35 protein-coding genes are annotated in these 20,259 nt (G+C 46.1%); all 35 read left to right on the forward strand.

The genetic code is table 11. The features are described 5' to 3' along the window. Positions 1 to 49: 49 nt before the first annotated feature. Positions 50 to 1,240, forward strand: a complete 1,191-nt coding sequence (gene tuf / locus ADU23_RS11600) for an elongation factor Tu (protein ID WP_053373895.1) — start codon at positions 50 to 52, stop codon at positions 1,238 to 1,240. A gap of 311 nt (positions 1,241 to 1,551) precedes the next feature. Then, positions 1,552 to 2,598, forward strand: a complete 1,047-nt coding sequence (locus tag ADU23_RS11605) for an ABC transporter substrate-binding protein (RefSeq protein ID WP_053373896.1) — start codon at positions 1,552 to 1,554, stop codon at positions 2,596 to 2,598. A gap of 109 nt (positions 2,599 to 2,707) precedes the next feature. After that, on the forward strand, positions 2,708 to 3,610 hold the full coding sequence (locus ADU23_RS11610) for an ABC transporter permease (protein WP_053377590.1): 903 nt from the start codon (positions 2,708 to 2,710) through the stop codon (positions 3,608 to 3,610). Next, positions 3,610 to 4,404: an ABC transporter ATP-binding protein gene (locus ADU23_RS11615; protein ID WP_053373897.1), complete on the forward strand. Its 795-nt coding sequence runs from the start codon at positions 3,610 to 3,612 to the stop codon at positions 4,402 to 4,404. Before ADU23_RS11610 ends, ADU23_RS11615 begins: the two co-directional genes overlap by 1 nt. Positions 4,405 to 4,961: 557 nt before the next feature. Beyond that, positions 4,962 to 5,270, forward strand: a complete 309-nt coding sequence (rpsJ, locus tag ADU23_RS11620) for a 30S ribosomal protein S10 (protein WP_017692074.1) — start codon at positions 4,962 to 4,964, stop codon at positions 5,268 to 5,270. Positions 5,271 to 5,311: 41 nt separating this feature from the next. Next, positions 5,312 to 5,935: a 50S ribosomal protein L3 gene (gene rplC / locus ADU23_RS11625; RefSeq protein WP_053373898.1), complete on the forward strand. Its 624-nt coding sequence runs from the start codon at positions 5,312 to 5,314 to the stop codon at positions 5,933 to 5,935. Between the two features lie 28 nt (positions 5,936 to 5,963). After that, positions 5,964 to 6,587, forward strand: a complete 624-nt coding sequence (gene rplD, locus ADU23_RS11630) for a 50S ribosomal protein L4 (RefSeq protein ID WP_053373899.1) — start codon at positions 5,964 to 5,966, stop codon at positions 6,585 to 6,587. Beyond that, positions 6,587 to 6,880, forward strand: coding sequence for a 50S ribosomal protein L23 (gene rplW, locus ADU23_RS11635; RefSeq protein ID WP_053373900.1), 294 nt, complete (start codon positions 6,587 to 6,589; stop codon positions 6,878 to 6,880). The genes rplD and rplW overlap by 1 nt, the downstream gene beginning before the upstream one ends. A 17-nt stretch (positions 6,881 to 6,897) precedes the next feature. Then, a complete protein-coding gene (gene rplB / locus ADU23_RS11640) occupies positions 6,898 to 7,728 on the forward strand; it encodes a 50S ribosomal protein L2 (RefSeq protein WP_053373901.1) in 831 nt (276 codons plus the stop codon). Between the two features lie 67 nt (positions 7,729 to 7,795). After that, positions 7,796 to 8,077: a 30S ribosomal protein S19 gene (gene rpsS / locus ADU23_RS11645; RefSeq protein WP_053373902.1), complete on the forward strand. Its 282-nt coding sequence runs from the start codon at positions 7,796 to 7,798 to the stop codon at positions 8,075 to 8,077. 42 nt (positions 8,078 to 8,119) lie between these two features. Next, positions 8,120 to 8,455, forward strand: a complete 336-nt coding sequence (rplV, locus tag ADU23_RS11650; protein WP_053373903.1) for a 50S ribosomal protein L22 — start codon at positions 8,120 to 8,122, stop codon at positions 8,453 to 8,455. 13 nt (positions 8,456 to 8,468) lie between these two features. Next, on the forward strand, positions 8,469 to 9,131 hold the full coding sequence (gene rpsC / locus ADU23_RS11655; RefSeq protein WP_053373904.1) for a 30S ribosomal protein S3: 663 nt from the start codon (positions 8,469 to 8,471) through the stop codon (positions 9,129 to 9,131). 2 nt (positions 9,132 to 9,133) lie between these two features. Continuing rightward, the gene (gene rplP, locus ADU23_RS11660) at positions 9,134 to 9,568 is read left to right on the forward strand and encodes a 50S ribosomal protein L16 (protein WP_028609647.1); all 435 of its coding nucleotides are present in this window, start codon (positions 9,134 to 9,136) and stop codon (positions 9,566 to 9,568) included. Further along, complete coding sequence (gene rpmC / locus ADU23_RS11665; RefSeq protein ID WP_053373905.1) at positions 9,558 to 9,758, forward strand: 50S ribosomal protein L29; 201 nt, start codon at positions 9,558 to 9,560, stop codon at positions 9,756 to 9,758. Before rplP ends, rpmC begins: the two co-directional genes overlap by 11 nt. A gap of 50 nt (positions 9,759 to 9,808) precedes the next feature. Continuing rightward, positions 9,809 to 10,072, forward strand: a complete 264-nt coding sequence (gene rpsQ / locus ADU23_RS11670) for a 30S ribosomal protein S17 (RefSeq protein ID WP_053373906.1) — start codon at positions 9,809 to 9,811, stop codon at positions 10,070 to 10,072. A 47-nt stretch (positions 10,073 to 10,119) separates the two neighbouring features. Further along, positions 10,120 to 10,488 carry a 50S ribosomal protein L14 gene (rplN, locus tag ADU23_RS11675; protein ID WP_053373907.1) on the forward strand — a complete coding sequence of 123 codons (369 nt, stop codon included), beginning with the start codon at positions 10,120 to 10,122 and terminating at the stop codon, positions 10,486 to 10,488. 46 nt (positions 10,489 to 10,534) lie between these two features. Next, positions 10,535 to 10,888, forward strand: coding sequence for a 50S ribosomal protein L24 (rplX, locus tag ADU23_RS11680; RefSeq protein ID WP_081417369.1), 354 nt, complete (start codon positions 10,535 to 10,537; stop codon positions 10,886 to 10,888). 31 nt (positions 10,889 to 10,919) lie between these two features. After that, positions 10,920 to 11,462, forward strand: a complete 543-nt coding sequence (gene rplE / locus ADU23_RS11685) for a 50S ribosomal protein L5 (protein WP_053373908.1) — start codon at positions 10,920 to 10,922, stop codon at positions 11,460 to 11,462. 26 nt (positions 11,463 to 11,488) lie between these two features. After that, positions 11,489 to 11,674 (forward strand): type Z 30S ribosomal protein S14, encoded by a 186-nt coding sequence (locus ADU23_RS11690; protein WP_037291562.1) that lies wholly within the window; start codon positions 11,489 to 11,491, stop codon positions 11,672 to 11,674. 30 nt (positions 11,675 to 11,704) lie between these two features. Continuing rightward, positions 11,705 to 12,103, forward strand: coding sequence for a 30S ribosomal protein S8 (gene rpsH / locus ADU23_RS11695; RefSeq protein ID WP_053373909.1), 399 nt, complete (start codon positions 11,705 to 11,707; stop codon positions 12,101 to 12,103). A gap of 31 nt (positions 12,104 to 12,134) precedes the next feature. Continuing rightward, the gene (rplF, locus tag ADU23_RS11700) at positions 12,135 to 12,677 is read left to right on the forward strand and encodes a 50S ribosomal protein L6 (RefSeq protein WP_053373910.1); all 543 of its coding nucleotides are present in this window, start codon (positions 12,135 to 12,137) and stop codon (positions 12,675 to 12,677) included. 60 nt (positions 12,678 to 12,737) lie between these two features. Then, positions 12,738 to 13,106, forward strand: coding sequence for a 50S ribosomal protein L18 (rplR, locus tag ADU23_RS11705; RefSeq protein ID WP_053373911.1), 369 nt, complete (start codon positions 12,738 to 12,740; stop codon positions 13,104 to 13,106). A gap of 30 nt (positions 13,107 to 13,136) precedes the next feature. After that, entirely contained in the window at positions 13,137 to 13,634 is a 498-nt protein-coding gene (gene rpsE / locus ADU23_RS11710; protein ID WP_053373912.1) for a 30S ribosomal protein S5, read from the forward strand. 13 nt (positions 13,635 to 13,647) lie between these two features. Continuing rightward, positions 13,648 to 13,827: a 50S ribosomal protein L30 gene (gene rpmD, locus ADU23_RS11715; RefSeq protein WP_053373913.1), complete on the forward strand. Its 180-nt coding sequence runs from the start codon at positions 13,648 to 13,650 to the stop codon at positions 13,825 to 13,827. Between the two features lie 45 nt (positions 13,828 to 13,872). Next, positions 13,873 to 14,313: a 50S ribosomal protein L15 gene (gene rplO, locus ADU23_RS11720; RefSeq protein WP_053373914.1), complete on the forward strand. Its 441-nt coding sequence runs from the start codon at positions 13,873 to 13,875 to the stop codon at positions 14,311 to 14,313. After that, complete coding sequence (gene secY, locus ADU23_RS11725) at positions 14,314 to 15,615, forward strand: preprotein translocase subunit SecY (protein WP_053373915.1); 1,302 nt, start codon at positions 14,314 to 14,316, stop codon at positions 15,613 to 15,615. It begins immediately after the preceding gene. A 91-nt stretch (positions 15,616 to 15,706) separates the two neighbouring features. Continuing rightward, positions 15,707 to 16,357, forward strand: coding sequence for an adenylate kinase (locus tag ADU23_RS11730; RefSeq protein ID WP_053373916.1), 651 nt, complete (start codon positions 15,707 to 15,709; stop codon positions 16,355 to 16,357). Continuing rightward, on the forward strand, positions 16,357 to 17,115 hold the full coding sequence (map, locus tag ADU23_RS11735; RefSeq protein ID WP_053373917.1) for a type I methionyl aminopeptidase: 759 nt from the start codon (positions 16,357 to 16,359) through the stop codon (positions 17,113 to 17,115). The genes ADU23_RS11730 and map overlap by 1 nt, the downstream gene beginning before the upstream one ends. A gap of 9 nt (positions 17,116 to 17,124) precedes the next feature. Continuing rightward, a complete protein-coding gene (locus ADU23_RS11740) occupies positions 17,125 to 17,406 on the forward strand; it encodes a KOW domain-containing RNA-binding protein (protein ID WP_082198143.1) in 282 nt (93 codons plus the stop codon). 3 nt (positions 17,407 to 17,409) lie between these two features. Further along, complete coding sequence (gene infA / locus ADU23_RS11745; RefSeq protein WP_053373919.1) at positions 17,410 to 17,625, forward strand: translation initiation factor IF-1; 216 nt, start codon at positions 17,410 to 17,412, stop codon at positions 17,623 to 17,625. Positions 17,626 to 17,669: 44 nt separating this feature from the next. Then, positions 17,670 to 17,783, forward strand: a complete 114-nt coding sequence (gene rpmJ / locus ADU23_RS11750; protein WP_003333770.1) for a 50S ribosomal protein L36 — start codon at positions 17,670 to 17,672, stop codon at positions 17,781 to 17,783. A gap of 19 nt (positions 17,784 to 17,802) precedes the next feature. Then, positions 17,803 to 18,171, forward strand: a complete 369-nt coding sequence (gene rpsM / locus ADU23_RS11755) for a 30S ribosomal protein S13 (RefSeq protein ID WP_053373920.1) — start codon at positions 17,803 to 17,805, stop codon at positions 18,169 to 18,171. 19 nt (positions 18,172 to 18,190) lie between these two features. Next, positions 18,191 to 18,586 (forward strand): 30S ribosomal protein S11, encoded by a 396-nt coding sequence (gene rpsK, locus ADU23_RS11760; RefSeq protein WP_053373921.1) that lies wholly within the window; start codon positions 18,191 to 18,193, stop codon positions 18,584 to 18,586. Between the two features lie 127 nt (positions 18,587 to 18,713). Beyond that, entirely contained in the window at positions 18,714 to 19,658 is a 945-nt protein-coding gene (locus ADU23_RS11765) for a DNA-directed RNA polymerase subunit alpha (protein WP_053373922.1), read from the forward strand. A gap of 45 nt (positions 19,659 to 19,703) precedes the next feature. Continuing rightward, entirely contained in the window at positions 19,704 to 20,069 is a 366-nt protein-coding gene (rplQ, locus tag ADU23_RS11770) for a 50S ribosomal protein L17 (protein WP_053373923.1), read from the forward strand. Positions 20,070 to 20,259: the final 190 nt, after the last annotated feature.

The raw sequence follows: 20,259 nt of genomic DNA on the forward strand, positions 1-20,259 counted from the left end.
CGGCCCACACATAAAAAAATTCATGATATATTGAGGAGGCTCAAGTTCAATGGCTAAGGCAAAATTTGAACGTAACAAACCGCACGTTAATATCGGTACTATCGGTCACGTCGATCACGGTAAAACGACTTTGACAGCAGCTATCACAACTGTACTTTCCAAAAAATACGGCGGTGCAGCAATCGCATTCGACCAAATCGATAAAGCTCCAGAAGAGCGCGAGCGTGGTATCACGATCTCGACAGCTCACGTTGAGTATGAGACGCCTGCTCGTCACTACGCACACGTTGACTGCCCAGGTCACGCCGACTATGTAAAAAACATGATCACTGGTGCTGCACAAATGGACGGAGCTATTCTTGTAGTTTCCGCTACTGACGGCCCTATGCCACAAACTCGTGAGCACATCTTGCTTTCGAAACAAGTAGGCGTACCTTACATCGTAGTATTCTTGAACAAATGCGACATGGTTGAAGACGAAGAGCTTCTTGAATTGGTAGAAATGGAAGTTCGTGACCTTCTTTCCGAGTATGAGTTCCCAGGTGACGACACTCCGATCATTCGTGGTGCTGCTCGTGAAGCTCTTGCTAACCCAGAAGGTCCTTGGGCTGAAAAAATCATCGAGCTCTTCGAGCAAGTTGACACTTACATCCCAACTCCTGAGCGCGACACAGCTAAGCCTTTCCTTATGCCTGTCGAGGACGTATTCACAATCACTGGCCGTGGTACAGTTGCTACAGGTCGCGTAGAGCGTGGCGTTATCAAAGTCGGCGACGAGGTAGAAATTATCGGTCTTGCTGAAGAATCCCGTAAATCCGTAGTAACAGGCGTTGAAATGTTCCGTAAATTGCTTGACTCCGCTCAAGCTGGGGACAACGTAGGCGCATTGCTTCGCGGTGTAGACCGTAGCAACATTGAGCGTGGACAAGTTTTGGCTAAACCGGGTTCGGTTAAACCACACACTAACTTCACTGCACAAATCTACGTTCTTACTAAAGAAGAGGGTGGCCGTCACAAGCCTTTCTTCACAGGTTACCGTCCACAGTTCTACTTCCGTACAACTGACGTAACGGGTATCATCAACCTGCCAGAAGGCACTGAGATGGTTATGCCTGGCGACAACATCACTGTAACGGTTGAGCTTATCGCTCCAATCGCTGTTGAAGAGGGAACTCGTTTCTCTATTCGTGAAGGCGGCCGTACTGTAGGCGCTGGCGCTGTAGCTTCTATCCAAAAATAATTGATGGCGGCTTTAGCCGCTATGAATAACAAAAGCCCTCACCTCGGTGGGGGCTTTTGATTTATGTAGAAGCAGAGTCGGTCAATAGGTCGGCTTACTTAATTTTACATTCAACTAATGATTGACTGTACACCTCACGCCCATTTAATATTAGGGAATAGTAGAAGAATGTCGTCTTTGCTCGTTAACAAACAGCCGATTACGTACAGTCATAGACTTTAATGAGAGAAAGCGATGATGCTTTGCTGTACTTGATTAGTTCATAACAGCTTCTTTACAAGACGACTGATAAGATGAGAGGGGTTTAAAGGATGAACAGAAAGTTTTGGCTAAGTATTGCACTGGCTTCAATTATGGTTGTAACGGCGGCATGTGGTGCCAACACGGGTAAATCAGGCACGAACAACGAAGGTTCGACAACAAACACGGGCGGCTCGTCCGAAAAAACGTACAAAATCGCGGTTTCACAAATCGTGGAACATCCATCGCTTGACGCGACTTATGACGGCTTCGTTGCTGCTCTTAAGGATGCAGGAATTGAAGAAGGCAAAAACTTGGAGCTTGATTTCAACAATGCACAAGGCGATCCTACAAATATTAAGACGATTTCTCAAAAAATCGCTAACAGCAAAAGCGATCTTGCACTAGGTATCGCTACACCGACCGCACAGGCTCTTGCTGACGATGTTAAGGACATGCCTGTATTGTTTGCGGCAGTAACAGATCCTGTTGAAGCAGGAATCGTAACGCAGCTCGAGGCGCCAGGCGGCAACATTACAGGTGCATCGGATACAAATCCTGCAGCTATTACTCAAACAATGGACTTTATCGCATCCCAAATTCCTGACGTGAAAAATGTTGGTCTAATCATTAACGAAGGTGAGCAAAACGCTGTCGTTATGGCCAAAATTGCTGAGGAAGCACTTGCTAAACATAATATCAAGCTTATCAAAGCATCTGTAGCCAATTCTTCAGACGTTAAACAAGCTGCCGATTCATTGGTTGGCCGTGTTGATGCCATTTATATTACGCTTGATAATATGGTTGTTACCGGCGCAGACGCAATTATTGAAGTAGCTAATGAAAAGGATATTCCATTTTTCTCGGCTGACCGCGATACCGTTGAAAAAGGCGCATTCGCAGCAGTAGGCTTCAAATATTATGATCATGGTTATGAAGTTGGCCAAATGGCTGTCGAGATTTTGAAAAACGGCAAAAAACCAGCGGAGATGAATGTTACGGTCCCACAAAAGCTGGATTTCATCTTCAATATGAAAGCTGCTGCAGAGCAAGGCATTACTGTAACTGACGAGATGAAAGCATTCGTTAAAGACCAAGCGAACAACATCATCGAGTAATTTAGTGCTGTTAAGATAAAAGTAATACAACAAAGGTATACATGGGGTGATCGGGTTACTCGTTCACCCCCTTGTTATGATAAAGGAGGTATGTCATTTGCTCGCATCGATGCAAGGCGCCGTAGAAAGCGGATTATTGTATGCACTTATGGCACTTGGGGTTTATATTACATTCCGGATTCTTGACTTTCCGGATCTAACTGTTGACGGCAGCTTTACTACAGGCGCTGCTATTGGAACTGTTTTAACCGTAAACGGAACGGCACCTTGGCTTGCAATTATATGTTCATTTATAGGCGGAGCTATCGCAGGTACCTGTACGGGCTTGCTTCACACGAAGGGTAAAGTTAACGGTTTATTGTCAGGTATTATTATGATGATTGCCTTGTATTCCATTAACTTAAGAATAATGGGTAAGCCGAATCTGTCCCTAAGAGGACATGACAATTTATTTGATAACGTATCGACGCTTGCTGTAATGATCGTATTTGTAATCATCGTTAAGCTGGTGCTCGATTTATTTTTCCGTACGGACATCGGTTTAAGCTTGCGCGCTACAGGGGATAACTCTCGTATGATCCGCAGCTTTGGCGCAAACACTGATGTTACGACGATATTTGGCATTGCTTTATCGAATGCGCTTGTAGCAACATCTGGCGGTCTGGTTGCTCATTACCAGAAGTACGCCGACAATAGCATGGGGATCGGTATGATCGTTATCGGGCTTGCATCGGTTATTATCGGGGAAGCGATATTCGGAGCTCGTACGATTTTTAGAGCGACGCTCGCAGCCGTGCTCGGATCGATCATCTATCGGATCATTTATGCATTCGCGCTCCGCGTGGATTGGTTGGACGCTTCAGACATGAAGCTGATTACAGCAGTTATCATCATATTTGCACTGGTAGTGCCGTCAACGCGCAGAGTAATGAAGCAAAAAAACATAGCGCGAAGACGAACGGCAGAAATGCTTGCTTCCCTGGATAAAGCGCAGCCTGGAGGTGGACGCTAATGTTGGAGATAGCGAAAGTGTCCAAGCTGTTTAATCCAGGCACTGTAGATGAGAAGACGGCGCTTGTTGGCGCCAACCTTATTATGAAGCCGGGCGATTTTATTACAGTGATCGGTAGTAACGGCGCTGGCAAATCTACGCTGATGAATATCATTTCAGGCGTAATGAAGCCGGATGCCGGTGAGGTTCGGATTGACGGACGCAATATAAGCCAGCTTACCGAATATCAGCGCAGCCAATGGATCGGCCGCGTATTCCAAGACCCGATGGCCGGCACGGCGCCGCGCATGTCCATTGAAGAGAATCTGGCGATTGCATATGCCCGTGGAAAATCTCGTGGCTTCTCGTTCGGAGTAACACGTGCGAAGCGTACTATTTTCAAAAAAGAGCTTCAGCGGCTTGGTATTGGCCTAGAGAACCGTCTAGGCGCAAAAGTAGGGTTATTGTCAGGTGGAGAGAGACAAGCGCTTAGCTTGCTTATGGCTACCTTTACAAGGCCGCAGATATTGCTGCTCGATGAGCATACCGCTGCGCTTGATCCTTCTCGCGCCGAGCTCATCACTACGCTGACAGAAACGCTTGTCCGTGAGATGAATTTGACTACGTTAATGGTTACGCACAATATGGAGCAGGCTATCCGACTTGGCAATCGACTGATTATGATGGATAAAGGCCGAATCATTCTCGATGTGCCTGAAGAACGCAAAAAGGATCTTACTGTCGAGCAGCTGCTCGGTGAGTTCGAGCTCATTAGCGGCAAGAAGCTGGCTGACGATAGAATCGTTCTAGGATAAAGGTTGGAAGAATGGAGCACGCAGCGACCAATGGTCTCTGCGTGTTTTTATTTGCGGCAGAATGATGCCCTTAAACGTTGGCGTTATTTGGTGGTGTCTTTTCGATCACGATGTGTTTATAATCAGATAGCGCCCATTAAGTCCGTTATTATAATAATAGGTTCTAAACGATTGTAATAAGGGACATAATGGGCGTTATATGGACAAGTTATGCGTTAGTGCCAGACAAGCTGCAGTGAAGTTAATGGTTTCACCCATGAACGGAAGTGTTTCTTCTATTATATATGTAGCGCGGGATGCGAGCTGTTCCAGTTACCGATATAGGAATGCGGCATAAAATTTATTCATGATTTCTCATTAATATGCGTGAATAGAAAATGATTTAACTTTATGTTGCATTTGCCTATTGGATTCGGTATAATAGTGTCTGTTGGTCTGACGTTGCGATGATGTGAGAGGTTGCCGACACACCCGGCCCCTTTGCCATGGGGCATGTGCCAGGGTTTTCTCACGGAGTATGTCCGATAATAAATTGGGCGATAGAAGGAGGGACTTATATGGCAAAGCAAAAGATTCGTATCCGCTTGAAAGCATACGATCACAGAATTCTTGATCAATCCGCAGAGAAAATCGTTGAAACTGCAAAACGTTCCGGTGCAGGCGTATCCGGGCCGATTCCGTTGCCAACGGAAAAGCAAATCATCACCATTCTCCGTGCGGTACACAAGTACAAGGATTCCAGGGAGCAATTCGAACAACGCACTCATAAGCGTTTGATCGACATTGTAAACCCAACGCCGCAAACGGTTGATGCGTTGATGCGCCTGGATTTACCATCCGGTGTAGATATCGAAATCAAACTGTAATATCAGCATATGCGATCATAGAAAGGAAATGAGGTGTCAACATGAAAGGTATCTTAGGAAAAAAACTTGGTATGACTCAAGTGTTTACTGCTGAAGGTAATGTCGTTCCTGTAACGGTTATCGAAGCTGGACCTTGCGTAGTACTTCAGAAGAAAGACCAAGAGAACGATGGCTACGAAGCTGTTCAGTTCGGTTTCTCTGACAAGAAAGAAAGCAGATCGAACAAGCCAGAAGCTGGTCATGCTAAAAAAGCTAACACAACACCTAAGCGCTACGTTCGTGAAATTCGCGGAATTAACCTGGGTGATTATGAAGTTGGCCAAGAAGTGAAAGCTGACCTATTCACAGAGGGCGAATTCGTTGACGTAACAGGTATTTCTAAAGGTAAAGGCTTTGCCGGCGTTATCAAACGTTGGGGACAAAGCACGGGTCCTATGTCTCACGGTTCCCGTTACCACCGTGGACCAGGTTCGATGGGTTCTATCCAAGCGAACCGTGTACCGAAAGGCAAACGCCTTCCAGGACATATGGGTCACGAAACAATTACGATTCAAAAGCTTGAAGTTATCCGTGTAGATGCAGAACGTAACGTTCTTCTTGTAAAAGGATCCATTCCGGGCCCTAAAAACGGATTTGTAAAAGTAAAACAAACTGTTAAGAACTAATTGCTCTTAAAGAAAGGAGGAACAGGAAATGCCAAAAGTAACAGTATATAACGTGAGCGGCGCGCAAGTGGGCGAACTAGAACTGGCTGAAACGGTTTTCGGAATTCAACCAAACGTTCATGTTCTGCACAGTGCTGTTGTTAATCAACAAGCATCTGAACGCTTCGGTAATCACAAAACTAAAGGACGCTCCGAAGTACGTGGTGGCGGTCGTAAACCTTGGAAACAAAAAGGTACTGGCCGTGCTCGTCAAGGTAGCATTCGCTCCCCGCAATGGGTTGGCGGCGGCGTAGTATTCGGACCGACTCCACGCTCTTACGGATTCAAGCTTCCTAAGAAAGTTCGTCGTCTAGCGATTAAATCGGCATTGTCATCGAAAGTGATTGCAAACGAGATTATCGTTTTGGATCAACTGACATTTGCAGCTCCTAAGACGAAAGAATTCGCAGCAATCTTGAGCAACCTTAAAGTTGGCCGCAAAGCACTAGTTGTAACGGCTAACTACGAAGACAATGTAGCATTGTCTGCTCGTAACATCCCAGGTGTGAAGTTCGTTGCAGCTGACGGCATCAATGTTCTGGATGTACTCGTGCATGATAATCTTATCATCACTAAAGAAGCAGTAGAGAAAGTACAGGAGGTGCTTGCGTAATGAAAAATCCACGCGATATTATCAAGCGCCCGGTTATCACGGAACGTACGAGCGATTACATGGTTGACAAAAAGTACGTGTTTGAAGTAGATCTTCGTTCAAACAAAACTGAAATCAAACTTGCAATCGAGCAAATCTTTAAAGTAAAAGTAACCGGCGTTAACACAATGCGTGTTGCGGGTAAACCAAAACGTTATGGTAAACATAGCGGATACAGACCGGATTGGAAAAAAGCGATCGTTCAACTGAGCGCTGATAGCAAAGAACTTGAATTCTTTGAAACGTCTGTTTAGAAAAGGAGGAAATCGAAGTGCCAATTAAAAAGTACAAACCGACATCTCCAGCTCGTCGTAACATGTCCGTATCGACTTTCGAAGAGATTACGACAAGCACACCGGAGAAATCGTTGCTTGCTCCTCTTTTCAAAAAAGCAGGACGCAACAACCAAGGTAAAATTACGGTTCGTCACCATGGCGGCGGACACAAACGTAAATACCGTATCATCGACTTCAAACGTACTAAAGACGGTATTGTTGGTAACGTAGCGACGATCGAATACGATCCGAACCGTTCATCCAACATCGCTTTGATCCATTACGTAGATGGTGAAAAAGCATACATCATCGCTCCTAAAGGTTTGAAAGTTGGAGATCAAGTAACTTCTGGCGTAGGTTCTGATATCAAGCCAGGCAACGCGTTGCCACTTGTGAACATCCCAGTCGGTACAGTTATCCACAACATCGAATTGAAACCAGGCAAAGGCGGACAACTTGTTCGTGCAGCTGGTACTAGTGCTCAACTTCTTGGTAAAGAAGATAACTACGTATCCGTTCGTTTGTCATCCGGTGAAGTTCGTCGTATCTTGAACACTTGCCGTGCAACAATCGGTTCTGTTGGTAACGAAGATCACGAACTCGTGAAAATCGGTAAAGCCGGCCGTAACCGTTGGCTCGGAAATCGTCCACAAGTACGTGGTGTTGTAATGAACCCTAACGATCACCCACACGGTGGTGGTGAAGGCCGTGCTCCAATCGGACGCAAATCGCCAATGTCGCCTTGGGGTAAACCAACTCTTGGTTACAAAACGCGCAAGAAGAAAAAAGCATCGAGCCAATACATTATTCGTCGTCGCACGAAATAATAGCAGCTTGATAAAAACCGCGTGATGCGCAAGTATCGCTACCGCTTATATGAAGGGAGGAACACAAATGGGTCGCAGTTTAAAGAAAGGTCCGTTTATTGACGGTTACCTGCTTAAAAAAGTCGAGGTATTGAACGAAGCTGAGAAAAAGGTCGTTATCAAAACCTGGTCCCGCCGCTCGACCATTTTCCCGCAATTCATTGGTCACACGTTTGCAGTATATGACGGACGCAAGCACGTACCGGTATATGTAACGGAAGATATGGTTGGACACAAGCTTGGTGAATTTGCACCAACTCGTACGTACAAAGGCCATGCTGGCGAAGACAAAAAAACGGGCAGACGTTAATTTGCCCTTAACATCTTTCACTGAACGAGAGGAGGTTCCTACATGCCAGAAGCTAAAGCGCACGCTAAATTTATCCGTATTGCTCCCCGTAAAGCACAGCTTGTTGCGGATTTGATTCGCGGTAAACAAGTTGGCGAAGCAATCGCGATTTTGCGTCACACGCCTAAGTCTGCATCCCCAATTTTGGAGAAGCTGCTGAACTCTGCCATTGCTAACGCTGAGCACAACTATCAGCTTGACGTAAACAAATTGATTATATCGCAAGCCTTCGTTAACCAAGGGCCAACGATGAAACGTTTCCGTCCTCGTGCGATGGGTCGCGCAAGCCGGATCAATAAAAGAACCAGCCACATTACCTTGGTGGTATCTGAAAAATAAGGAGGGATTACGTGTGGGTCAAAAGGTAAATCCAGTAGGCTTCCGGGTCGGAGTTATCCGTGATTGGGAGTCCAAATGGTTCGCGGGCAAAGATTTCGGCGATCTTCTTATGGAAGACGTTAGAATCCGTGAATATTTGAAAAACAAGCTGAAAGACGCAGCAGTTTCTCACATCGAAATCGAACGTGCAGCTAACCGCGTGAACGTAACGATTCAAACCGCAAAACCAGGTATGGTAATTGGTAAAGGCGGTTCCGAAGTAGAAAACCTACGTACTGAGCTTGGTAAAATCACTAAAGGCAAAAAAGTACACATCAACATCTCTGAAATCAAACATGCAGATCTTGACGCTATTCTTGTAGCTGAAAGCATCGCACAACAACTTGAGCGTCGTGTATCTTTCCGTCGCGCATTGAAGCAAGCAATTCAACGCTCCATGCGTTCAGGTGCTAAAGGGATTAAAACTGCAGTTAGCGGTCGTCTCGGTGGCGCGGAAATCGCACGTTCGGAAGGCTACAGCGAAGGAACAGTACCACTTCATACACTACGCGCTGATATTGATTACGGCACGGCTGAAGCGGCTACAACATACGGCCTAATCGGCGTTAAAGTATGGATCTATCGCGGCGAAGTCCTTCCGACTAAGAAGAAAGCTCCCCAGGAAGGAGGCAACTAATCATGTTGGTACCTAAACGTGTCAAACACCGCAAACAACAACGCGGTCATATGAAGGGTCGCGCTAAAGGCGGCACTACAGTAGCATTCGGCGAATTTGGTCTTCAAGCTCTAGAACCATCATGGATCACTAACCGTCAGATCGAAGCGGCTCGTATTGCAATGACTCGCTACATCAAACGTGGTGGTAAAGTATGGATCAAGATTTTCCCTGCCAAACCAATTACTCAAAAGCCTCTTGAAGTGCGTATGGGTAGTGGTAAAGGTAACGTTGAGAAATGGGTAGCCGTAGTTAAACCAGGTAAAATCCTGTTTGAACTTGCTGGCGTATCCGAAGAAACCGCTCGTGAAGCGATGCGTCTTGCGGCTCATAAATTGCCAATCAAGACTAAATTCGTGAAACGTGAAGAAGTGGGTGGTGAAGCAAATGAAAGCTAGTGAATTTAGAAACCTAACCTCTGCTGAGCTTGAACAACAGGTCGCTGGTTTTAAAGAAGAGCTTTTCAATCTTCGTTTCCAACTGGCTACTGGCCAATTGGATAACCCGACTCGGATCCGTGATGTGCGTAAAGGAATTGCTCGTGCTAAAACGATTTTGCGTGAAAGAGAACTCGGAATTAGCAGCTAGTCTATCCCTTACATGAATGCATAAACACGGCTGAAGGAAGGAGGAAGAACATGAGTGAACGCAATGCCCGTAAAGTTCTAATCGGCAAAGTGGTAAGCGACAAAATGGATAAAACAATCGTAGTTGCTATTGAAACATATAAAAAACACGATTTGTACCATAAACGCATTAAAGTTACGAAAAAATTTAAAGCGCACGATGAGAACAACCAAGCTAAAATTGGTGATATCGTGAAAATCATGGAGACTCGTCCGCTTTCGAAAGACAAGCGCTTCAGACTCGTAGAAGTTGTTGAAGTAGCTGTTATTATCTAATGAGCGTATGCAGTATCTGAGCATTTTTCCGAAAGGAGGACGTTGAAATGATTCAACCATTTTCGCGCTTAGCGGTTGCTGACAACTCTGGCGCAAAAGAATTGATGTGTATCCGTGTACTTGGTGGAACGGGACGTCGCGTTGGACACATCGGCGATTTGATCGTTTGCTCAGTAAAACAAGCAACACCAGGCGGCGTTGTCAAAAAAGGTGACGTTGTTAAAGCGGTTATCGTTCGTACAAAGCGTTCGGTTCGTCGTAAAGACGGTTCGTACATTGCATTTGATGAGAATGCAGCTGTAATTGTAAAAGAAGATAAAAGCCCACGTGGTACTCGTATCTTTGGACCTGTTGCCCGTGAACTTCGCGATAAAGATTTCATGAAAATCGTATCGCTAGCACCAGAAGTAATCTAAGAACCTATATAAGCTTGAAAGCACAAGCGCGCAGGAGGTGTAACTCATGCCAAGGCTGAAAAAAATTCTCGAATCCCATAATAACAAATTGCACGTGAAAAAAGACGACACGGTTATCGTCATTACCGGTAAAGACAAAGGTAAGAAGGGCCGCGTTATCGCTGCGTACCCGCGTGAAAATCGCGTACTCGTAGAAGGTGTCAACACTGTTAAGAAACATACTCGTCCATCGCAAGCTAATCCACAGGGCGGTATTATCGAACAAGAAGCACCAATTCACGTTTCAAACGTTATGCACATCGATCCGAAAAGCGGTAAAGTAACACGTATCGGATACAAAGTGCTCGACAACGGCAAGAAAGTTCGGATCGCGAAACGTTCCGGAGAAGTAATCGACTAATCGTTACGGTAGGAAAGGAGGTCCATGATCAATGGCAGCAAGATTGAAAGGTCGTTTCTTAAACGAAATAACTCCTGCTCTTATGCAGAAGTTCAACTATACGTCTGTTATGCAAGTGCCGAAAATTGAGAAGGTAGTTATCAACATGGGGGTAGGCGAAGCGGTTTCCAATTCGAAAATCCTTGATGTAGCTGTTGAAGAGCTTCGTATCATTTCCGGTCAAAAACCAGTCGTTACTCGTGCGAAGAAGTCTATTGCAGGCTTCAAACTTCGTGAGAACATGCCAATCGGGGTTAAGGTTACATTGCGCGGCGAGCGTATGTACCATTTCCTAGATAAACTGTTCAACATCTCTCTACCGCGTGTACGTGACTTCCGCGGTGTATCGAATAAAGCTTTCGACGGTCGCGGTAACTATACGCTTGGCTTGAAAGAGCAATTGATATTCCCAGAGATCGAGTACGATAAAGTCGATAAAGTGCGCGGTATGGACATCGTCATCGTCACGACGGCAAAAACGGACGAAGAATCTCGTGAATTGCTGACCCAAATGGGCATGCCGTTCACGAAGTAATCCACTTTTAGGAGGTGTAATACCCAGTGGCAAAAACTTCGATGAAAGTGAAGCAACAACGCACACCGAAATTTAAAGTGCGCGCGTATACGCGCTGTGAGCGTTGCGGCCGTCCGCATTCTGTTTTGCAAAAGTTTAAAATTTGCCGGATTTGTTTCCGTGAGTTAGCACATAAGGGCCAGATTCCTGGCGTTAAAAAAGCAAGCTGGTAATCAGCCTAGTTTGGGAAGGAGGTTAACACAATGGTTATGTCTGATCCGGTTGCAGATATGTTGACGCGTATTCGTAACGCGAATGTCGTTCGTCACGAGACCGTGGAAATGCCCGCTTCGAAAATGAAGAAGCAAATCGCTGAGATTTTGAAGCGCGAGGGTTTTATCCGCGACGCTGAATATATCGAAGACAATAAACAAGGGATTATCCGTATTTTCTTGAAATACGGCCCTAACCAAGAGCGCGTTATTACTGGCTTGAAACGTATTTCAAAACCAGGCCTTCGCGTTTATACACAATCAACTGAAATCCCTCGTGTACTCGGTGGACTTGGAATTGCAATTATTTCCACTTCCAAAGGGATTATGACTGATAAAGAAGCTCGTCAGGTTAAATCCGGCGGCGAAGTAGTTTGCTACGTTTGGTAAGTAACAAGTCATAAAGATAGGAGGTGTAACAATGTCCCGTATTGGTCGCAAACCAATCCAAGTGCCTAACGGCGTAACAATCAGCTTGGACAACACAGTTATTACTGTAAAAGGACCTAAAGGATCGCTTTCTCGTGAAATTCACAAAGAAATGAAAGTGAATGTAACGGAAACGGAAATTCTTGTAGAACGTCCTTCCGATAATAAATTGCATCGTTCGTTGCACGGAACTACTCGCAGCGTCATCGCTAACATGGTGAGCGGCGTTACAGAAGGCTTCTCCAAAAACTTGGAGCTAGTTGGCGTAGGTTACCGTGCTAACAAAACTGGTGATAAAATCGTTCTTAACGTTGGTTACTCTCACCCAGTCGAAATTGCTCCAGATAACGGCATCGAGTTCGATGTACCTGCTAACACGAAAATCACTGTTCGCGGTATTGATAAAGAGCTAGTTGGTGCTACTGCAGCAAAAATTCGTTCCGTACGTGAACCAGAACCGTATAAAGGTAAAGGTATCAAGTACGAAGGCGAGCGCATCATCCGTAAAGAAGGTAAAGCCGGTAAGAAAAAATAAGCAGACAGTAAGTTTGCTTAAGATAGCGTCTTAAGGCATAAGGAAAGGAGTGAACCTTGAATGATTACGAAAGGCGACAAAAACAAGGCTCGTCTGAAAAGACACCTTCGTGTTCGTAAAAAAATTAACGGTACAGCTGCACGTCCGCGTCTATCTGTATTCCGTTCCTCCAAGCATATGTATGCACAATTGATCGACGATGTTGCAGGTGTAACAATCGCTTCCGCATCCACACAGGATAAAGAGTTGGTTGAAGCAGTTGGCAACGGTGGTAACATCGATGCAGCGACAAAAGTCGGAGAATTGATTGCGAAACGCGCTCAAGCTAAGGGTGTATCCCAAGTAGTGTTTGATCGCGGCGGTTACTTGTATCACGGCAGAATTCAGGCGCTTGCTACAGCAGCTCGCGAAGCTGGCCTTGAATTCTAATCGACTTTATTTATAAGGAGGTTAAACGACTTGCGTGTAGATCCAAATACGTTAGAACTGACTGAAAAAGTTGTTAATATCAATCGCGTATCTAAAGTTGTAAAAGGCGGACGCCGTTTCAGCTTTAGTGCACTTGTAGTAGTCGGCGACGGTAAAGGCTACGTTGGCGCAGGGATCGGTAAAGCAGGCGAAGTACCTGATGCAATCCGCAAAGGTATCGAAGATGCTAAGAAAAACCTGATCCACGTACCAATCGTAGGAACGACTATTCCTCACCTTGTACTCGGACATTTCGGCGCAGGTGAAGTTCTTCTGAAGCCAGCTTCCGAAGGTACTGGCGTTATCGCTGGCGGCCCAGTTCGTGCAGTACTTGAACTTGCTGGTGTCGGCGACATCTTGACGAAATCGCTAGGTTCTTCGAACTCCATGAACATGGTTAACGCAACGCTTGAAGGTCTTTCCCGTCTTAAACGCGTGGAAGATGTTGCAAAGCTTCGTGGAAAAACAGTCGAAGAGCTGTTACGCTAAGGAGGGAAATAAGATGGCAAAATTGCAAATCACCCTCGTTCGCAGTTTAATCGGTCGCAACGAGAAACAACGTGCAACGGTTGAATCTTTAGGTCTAAAAAAGATTCGTCAGGCAGTTGTTTTGAACGATAGCCCAGCTATCCGTGGCATGGTTAACACTGTTAGTCACTTGGTAAATGTAGAAGAAGTATAAGAATAGATTTTGGTTCTAAGAAATAAATAAGGAGGTGCACGAACGATGAAATTGCATGAGCTAGCACCAGCACCGGGCTCAACCCAAGCGCCTAAGCGCAAAGGTCGCGGTATCGGTTCCGGTAACGGTAAAACGGCCGGTAAAGGTCACAAAGGTCAAAACGCTCGTTCCGGCGGCGGCGTTCGTCCTGGTTTCGAGGGCGGACAAAATCCTTTGTATCGTCGAGTGCCGAAACGTGGATTTAACAACCCGTTCCGCAAAGAGTACGCGATTGTCAACATTGAAGAGCTAAATGCGTTTGCAGCAGGTACTGAAGTCACTCCAGAAGTTCTCATCGAGACTGGGATCGTAAAGAACCCGCTCGCAGGAATCAAAATTTTGGGTAATGGTGAAGTTAGCGTTACACTTACTGTAAAAGCAAACAAGTTCTCTCAATCTGCGGTAGAGAAAATCCAGGCTGCCGGCGGTAAAACCGAGGTGATCTAATTGTTCAAGACCGTGTCCAATATTTGGAAAGTGGCGGATCTTCGTACAAGGATCCTCTTCACCCTTTTCATCCTTTTAGTATACCGTATCGGTTCTTTCATACCGGTACCCGATGTAAACAAAGATGTGTTTAAGCAGGTTGATGCAGCCGGTGCGGATCTGTTCGGCTTGCTTAACACGTTTTCCGGCGGTGCTTTGTTCCAATTCTCAATCTTCGCAATCGGAATTACGCCTTACATTACAGCGTCGATTATCGTACAGCTGTTATCGATGGACGTTATTCCTAAATTTGCGGAGTGGGCAAAGGAAGGCGAGAACGGTAAACGTAAACTCGCACAAATCACTCGTTATGGTACGATTGTTCTTGGTTTGATCCAAGGTTTCGCAACAGCGATCGGATTTAACCGTCAATACGGTTATGAGATGATCGTTGGCGCAACATTCGTAGACTATTTACTCATCGCGATCATCCTGACTGCAGGTACTGCATTCTTGATGTGGCTCGGCGAGCAAATTACGGAAAAAGGAATCGGAAATGGTATTTCCATTCTTATCTTTGCAGCAATTGCAGCTGGTATCCCAGGACACATTCGTACGATCGTGCAAGATCAATTCGTAGGTGCCCAAGATCAACTGTTCTTGAACATCATCAAAATGGTACTGATTCTGATTGCGATTATCGCAATCATCGTCGGTGTTATATTCGTACAACAAGGTATTCGTAAAATTCCTGTTCAATACGCTAAACGCGTCGTTGGACGGAAAATGTACGGCGGACAATCGACACACATTCCGATGAAAGTGAATGGCGCAGGCGTTATTCCAGTCATTTTCGCGGTTTCACTTATCATGTTCCCGATTACGATTGCACAGTTCTGGTCCAATCAGGTCTGGGCAAAATGGATTATTGACAATATGAACTATGACAGACCGCTTGGTATGGTATTGTACGTATTGTTAATTATCGGTTTTACCTTCTTCTACACATTCGTGCAAATTAATCCGGTGCAAATGGCTGATCAGATGAAGAAAAACGGTGGATACATTCCTGGCATTCGTCCAGGTAAACCGACCTCGTCATACCTAACACGCGTTATGTCGCGTATTACGTTGACGGGTGCGATCTTCCTGGCTATCATCTCTGTATTGCCAGTGTTCTTCGGAACACTTGCAGGATTACCGCGCTCAGTGCAGCTAGGCGGCACCTCGTTGCTAATCGTTATCGGTGTTGCACTGGATACGATGAAGCAAATTGAGAGCCAGTTGATCAAACGCCATTACAAAGGGTTTATCAATAAATAACAATAGGTTCTGACCGGGCTTCCGCGTTCGTCAACTAGCGTTGTGCGGCAGCCCGCCCGAGCCTATTGTGCTTAAAGCGAGGAACTCAGCAATGAACATTTTATTCATGGGCCCTCCGGGAGCCGGTAAAGGTACACAAGCTGAACGGATCGTTGAAGAGTTCGGTATTCCCCACATTTCAACTGGCGATGCTTTCCGCCTCGCTATGAAACAAGGAACTGCACTTGGAATCAAAGCGAAAGAGTATGTCGATCAAGGCCTGCTCGTTCCCGATGAGATCACGAACGGTATTGTGAAAGAAAGACTCGAAGCAGATGATTGCAAAAATGGTTTCTTGCTCGACGGGTTTCCTCGCACACTGCAGCAGGCTGAAGCACTTGATGCTATGCTTGCGGAGCTCGGTCGCAGTATCGACCATGTTGTAAATTTAAAGGTTGACCGCAGTTTGCTGCTTGCTCGCTTGACGGGCAGACGCATATCTAGAACGACAGGTACGACTTATCATGTAATCTTTAACCCCCCTAAGGTCGAAGGTATCTGCGACAAGGACGGCGGGGAATTGTATCAGCGCTCTGATGATACAGAGGAAAAGGTCGGAACTCGTTTGGACGAATACACATCCAAAACCGCGCCTCTACTCGATTACTACAGTGCTAAAGGTCTCCTACGCGAAGTCGACGGCGAGAAGGACATCGATGTTGTAACATCAGACATTGTTTCCTGCTTGCGAGGTTCATTGTAATGATAATATGCAAATCCGAATCGGAGCTGCAGTTTATGAGGGAAGCCGGACGTATTGTCGCGGAAACGCATCGATTGATGTCGGAAGCTGTGAAACCAGGCATCACTACCCGTGAGCTTGACCAAATCGCTGAAACGTACATTAAGAGTCAAAATGCGATCCCTTCCTTTAAAGGTTACAATGGTTTCCCTTCCAGCATTTGCGCTTCTGTGAATGACGAGCTGGTGCACGGCTTCCCTGGGTCACGCAAGTTGAACGAAGGCGATATAATCAGTATCGATATCGGTGCGCAGTTTGAAGGCTATCACGGTGACTCGGCTTGGACCTATGCGGTAGGAGCCGTTACGCCTGAAGTACAAAGGCTGCTTGATGTGACGGAAGCTTCGCTTTATGCGGGACTTGCGCTGATCAAACCAGATATTAGACTATATACAATTTCGCATGCTATTCAGAAGGTAATTGAAGATGCAGGATTCTCCGTAGTACGGGAATACGTAGGGCACGGAATCGGCGCGGACCTCCATGAGGAACCACAAATACCGAACTACGGCATACCAGATCGCGGACCTCGTCTGAAGACCGGAATGGTGCTTGCAATCGAACCAATGGTTAATATCGGTGAACGATATGTCCGGACGCTCGAAGACAATTGGACGGTTGTAACGGAAGACAGCTCATGGTGCGCTCATTTCGAGCATACAGTAGCTGTTACAGAGGACGGCTTTGAAATATTGACCATTTTGCCGCAGCAGCCATAGTCTATGATTATGGAAGCTCGTCCCCAGATTGGTCAGTTCGTCAAAGTACTTCGCGGTAAAGATGAGGAAAGCTATGCGATTATCTTGGCAATCGTCGACGATCGATTCGTTATGATTGCGGATGGGCACAAGCGCCGATTTGATCAGCCGAAGAAAAAGAACGTTCTACATCTCGAGTTACAGCCTGCAATTAGTTCAGAGGTTTCAAGCAGCATGCAAGAAACCGGCAGGGTTACCAACGCTAAGTTACGTTACGCAATTCAGAAGTTTGCACATGCGAAAGGAGAATGACGGTTGGCTAAGGAAGACATCATTGAGGTCGAAGGTACGGTCATTGAGCCGTTGCCGAATGCCACGTTCAAGGTGGAGCTGGAGAACGGTCATCAAATTCTCGCACATGTTTCCGGTAAGCTCAGAATGCACTTTATTCGCATCCTGACAGGAGACAAGGTGGTTATACAGTTATCGCCTTATGATTTATCAAAAGGGCGCATCACCTATCGTAAGTAAGTCCAGCAGGGACTTGCTCACGAAAGATTCGGGAGGTAATCACAATGAAGGTTAGACCTTCGGTAAAGCCGATCTGCGAAAAATGCAAAGTCATTCGTCGCAAAGGCAACGTTATGGTGATTTGTGAAAATCCGAAACACAAACAAAAACAAGGATAGAAGGAGGGGAATATAGCCTATGGCACGTATAGCTGGTGTAGACTTGCCGCGTGACAAACGCGTCGAAATCGCCCTGACATACATTTTCGGTATCGGCAAAACAACGTCGCAACAACTTTTGAAAACAGCTGAAGTTAGCTTCGATACTCGCGTTCGCGATTTGACAGAAGACGAACTTGCTCGCCTTCGCGAAGCAATCGACAAATCTGTTAAAGTAGAAGGCGACTTGCGTCGTGAAATTTCGCTTAACATTAAGCGTCTGACTGAAATCGGATGCTACCGTGGTCTTCGTCACCGTCGCGGCTTGCCTGTTCGCGGTCAACGCACGAAAACGAATGCACGTACTCGCAAAGGTCCTCGTCGGACTGTAGCTAACAAGAAGAAATAAGAAGGGAGGATAATGGACAATGGCTAAACCAAAAAAAGTCGTTCGTACGAAACGTCGCGACCGGAAAAATATTGAGACTGGCGTTGCGCACATTCGCTCGACATTCAACAATACGATCGTTACGATCACGGATCCGCACGGCAATGCAATTTCATGGGCAAGCTCTGGTAACATGGGCTTCAAAGGCTCACGTAAGAGCACGCCTTTCGCAGCTCAAATGGCTGCTGAAACAGCTGCTAAAGCAGCGATGGAGCATGGCATGAGAACCGTCGAAGTGATGGTAAAAGGTCCAGGCGCTGGCCGTGAAGCTGCGATTCGTTCGCTTCAAGCTGCCGGGTTGGAAGTTAACCTCATTAAAGACGTAACACCAGTACCTCATAACGGATGCCGTCCGCCGAAACGTCGTCGCGTATAGTTGGATCCGATGTGGTATCAAATGTCAACAACTTGTGAATAATGGTTGTGAAGGTTTGGCATACTACAAGATTTGACTTAAAATAACGGTAAGGTAACGGAGCGACGTTTGAAGGAGGGTACTATTAGTGATTGAGATCGAAAAGCCGAAAATCGAAACCGTAGAACTGAATGATGAGGGAACTTACGGACGTTTCGTCGTCGAGCCGCTTGAGCGCGGATATGGCACGACGCTAGGAAATTCGCTTCGCCGGATTTTGTTGTCGTCGTTGCCGGGTGCAGCAGTAACCTCGGTTCAAATCGATGGAGTGCTTCACGAGTTCTCTACGGTTCCCGGAGTGATTGAGGATGTTACCGAGATCATTCTGAACCTGAAGGGCCTCTCGTTGAAAATCCACTCCGATGAAGAAAAGGTGTTGGAAATCGACGCGGATGGCGAAGGGAATATTACAGCGGGCGACATTCGAGCAGACAGCGATGTCGAGATTTTAAGCCCTGATCTTCACATCGCAACCTTGGCCTCCGGCGCGCGGCTCCATATGCGGGTATTTGCTAATCGGGGACGCGGTTACGTGCAAGCGGACCGCAACAAGAAGGACGAACAACCGATTGGGGTAATTCCCGTTGATTCGATATACACGCCAATTACTCGCGTAAATTATAGCGTAGAAAATACTCGTGTCGGTCAAGTAACTAACTACGACAAGCTCACGCTTGAAGTATGGACTGACGGTAGTATTAGACCGGAAGAGGCTGTAAGCCTCGGCGCTAAAATTTTGACCGAGCATTTGGACTTGTTCGTTGGATTAACCGATGAAGCCAAAGACGCGGAAATTATGGTTGAGAAGGAAGAAGATAAGAAAGAGAAAGTTCTAGAGATGACGATCGAGGAACTTGATCTTTCCGTCCGTTCTTACAACTGCTTGAAGCGCGCTGGTATCAACACTGTTCAAGAGCTAATCACGAAATCCGAAGAGGACATGATGAAGGTTCGTAACCTCGGACGCAAATCCCTTGAGGAAGTTCAAGAGAAGCTTGAAGAGCTAGGTCTTGGCCTACGCATGGAAGAGTAGTAAACCAACAAGAATAGACAAAAGAGCAAGGGAGGGGAAAACAAGATGGCATATCAAAAATTAGGACGTGACGCTAGTGCACGGAAAGCTTTGTTCCGTGACCTCGTTACTGACTTGTTCCTTTATGAGCGTATTCAAACGACTGAAGCTAAAGCGAAAGAAGTTCGTTCTATCGCTGAGAAGCTGATCACTAAAGCTAAGCAAGGTGATCTTCATGCTCGTCGTCAAGTAGCAGCTTATGTACGTCGTGAGTCCGTTGACGGACAACAAGACGCTATTCAAAAGCTGTTCTCCGAACTAGCTAGCCGTTACTCGGAGCGTGCAGGTGGATACACACGTATTCTAAAACTAGGACCCCGTCGCGGCGATGCTGCGCCTATGGTTTACCTGGAATTGGTTGACCGCGCGTAGTACTGCACAACACGAAAATGTATAAGCTTGTCCACAGCGTTAAACCTTGTCCAAGCTTTATACGCGAGCGTAAACGGCTTATGCCTCCTCTGGCGGTATAAGCACGCTAACGCAATGAGATATAAGCCAAGTATTTGGGTCAGCCCGGTACTTCTTGTATTTTAGTGAAAAGGGTGGACCCTTGCGGCCA

Source organism: Paenibacillus sp. FJAT-27812 (genome assembly GCF_001273905.1).
Lineage (GTDB): Bacteria > Bacillota > Bacilli > Paenibacillales > Paenibacillaceae > Pristimantibacillus.

Coding starts and splice junctions, on each gene's coding strand:
- tuf (WP_053373895.1), top strand. CDS start 50: ATGGCTAAGGCAAAATTTGAACGTAACAAACCGCACGTTAATATCGGT.
- ADU23_RS11605 (WP_053373896.1), top strand. CDS start 1,552: ATGAACAGAAAGTTTTGGCTAAGTATTGCACTGGCTTCAATTATGGTT.
- ADU23_RS11610 (WP_053377590.1), top strand. CDS start 2,708: ATGCAAGGCGCCGTAGAAAGCGGATTATTGTATGCACTTATGGCACTT.
- ADU23_RS11615 (WP_053373897.1), top strand. CDS start 3,610: ATGTTGGAGATAGCGAAAGTGTCCAAGCTGTTTAATCCAGGCACTGTA.
- rpsJ (WP_017692074.1), top strand. CDS start 4,962: ATGGCAAAGCAAAAGATTCGTATCCGCTTGAAAGCATACGATCACAGA.
- rplC (WP_053373898.1), top strand. CDS start 5,312: ATGAAAGGTATCTTAGGAAAAAAACTTGGTATGACTCAAGTGTTTACT.
- rplD (WP_053373899.1), top strand. CDS start 5,964: ATGCCAAAAGTAACAGTATATAACGTGAGCGGCGCGCAAGTGGGCGAA.
- rplW (WP_053373900.1), top strand. CDS start 6,587: ATGAAAAATCCACGCGATATTATCAAGCGCCCGGTTATCACGGAACGT.
- rpsS (WP_053373902.1), top strand. CDS start 7,796: ATGGGTCGCAGTTTAAAGAAAGGTCCGTTTATTGACGGTTACCTGCTT.
- rplV (WP_053373903.1), top strand. CDS start 8,120: ATGCCAGAAGCTAAAGCGCACGCTAAATTTATCCGTATTGCTCCCCGT.
- rplP (WP_028609647.1), top strand. CDS start 9,134: ATGTTGGTACCTAAACGTGTCAAACACCGCAAACAACAACGCGGTCAT.
- rpmC (WP_053373905.1), top strand. CDS start 9,558: ATGAAAGCTAGTGAATTTAGAAACCTAACCTCTGCTGAGCTTGAACAA.
- rpsQ (WP_053373906.1), top strand. CDS start 9,809: ATGAGTGAACGCAATGCCCGTAAAGTTCTAATCGGCAAAGTGGTAAGC.
- rplN (WP_053373907.1), top strand. CDS start 10,120: ATGATTCAACCATTTTCGCGCTTAGCGGTTGCTGACAACTCTGGCGCA.
- rplX (WP_081417369.1), top strand. CDS start 10,535: ATGCCAAGGCTGAAAAAAATTCTCGAATCCCATAATAACAAATTGCAC.
- rplE (WP_053373908.1), top strand. CDS start 10,920: ATGGCAGCAAGATTGAAAGGTCGTTTCTTAAACGAAATAACTCCTGCT.
- rpsH (WP_053373909.1), top strand. CDS start 11,705: ATGGTTATGTCTGATCCGGTTGCAGATATGTTGACGCGTATTCGTAAC.
- rplF (WP_053373910.1), top strand. CDS start 12,135: ATGTCCCGTATTGGTCGCAAACCAATCCAAGTGCCTAACGGCGTAACA.
- rplR (WP_053373911.1), top strand. CDS start 12,738: ATGATTACGAAAGGCGACAAAAACAAGGCTCGTCTGAAAAGACACCTT.
- rpmD (WP_053373913.1), top strand. CDS start 13,648: ATGGCAAAATTGCAAATCACCCTCGTTCGCAGTTTAATCGGTCGCAAC.
- rplO (WP_053373914.1), top strand. CDS start 13,873: ATGAAATTGCATGAGCTAGCACCAGCACCGGGCTCAACCCAAGCGCCT.
- ADU23_RS11730 (WP_053373916.1), top strand. CDS start 15,707: ATGAACATTTTATTCATGGGCCCTCCGGGAGCCGGTAAAGGTACACAA.
- map (WP_053373917.1), top strand. CDS start 16,357: ATGATAATATGCAAATCCGAATCGGAGCTGCAGTTTATGAGGGAAGCC.
- ADU23_RS11740 (WP_082198143.1), top strand. CDS start 17,125: ATGGAAGCTCGTCCCCAGATTGGTCAGTTCGTCAAAGTACTTCGCGGT.
- rpmJ (WP_003333770.1), top strand. CDS start 17,670: ATGAAGGTTAGACCTTCGGTAAAGCCGATCTGCGAAAAATGCAAAGTC.
- rpsM (WP_053373920.1), top strand. CDS start 17,803: ATGGCACGTATAGCTGGTGTAGACTTGCCGCGTGACAAACGCGTCGAA.
- rpsK (WP_053373921.1), top strand. CDS start 18,191: ATGGCTAAACCAAAAAAAGTCGTTCGTACGAAACGTCGCGACCGGAAA.
- rplQ (WP_053373923.1), top strand. CDS start 19,704: ATGGCATATCAAAAATTAGGACGTGACGCTAGTGCACGGAAAGCTTTG.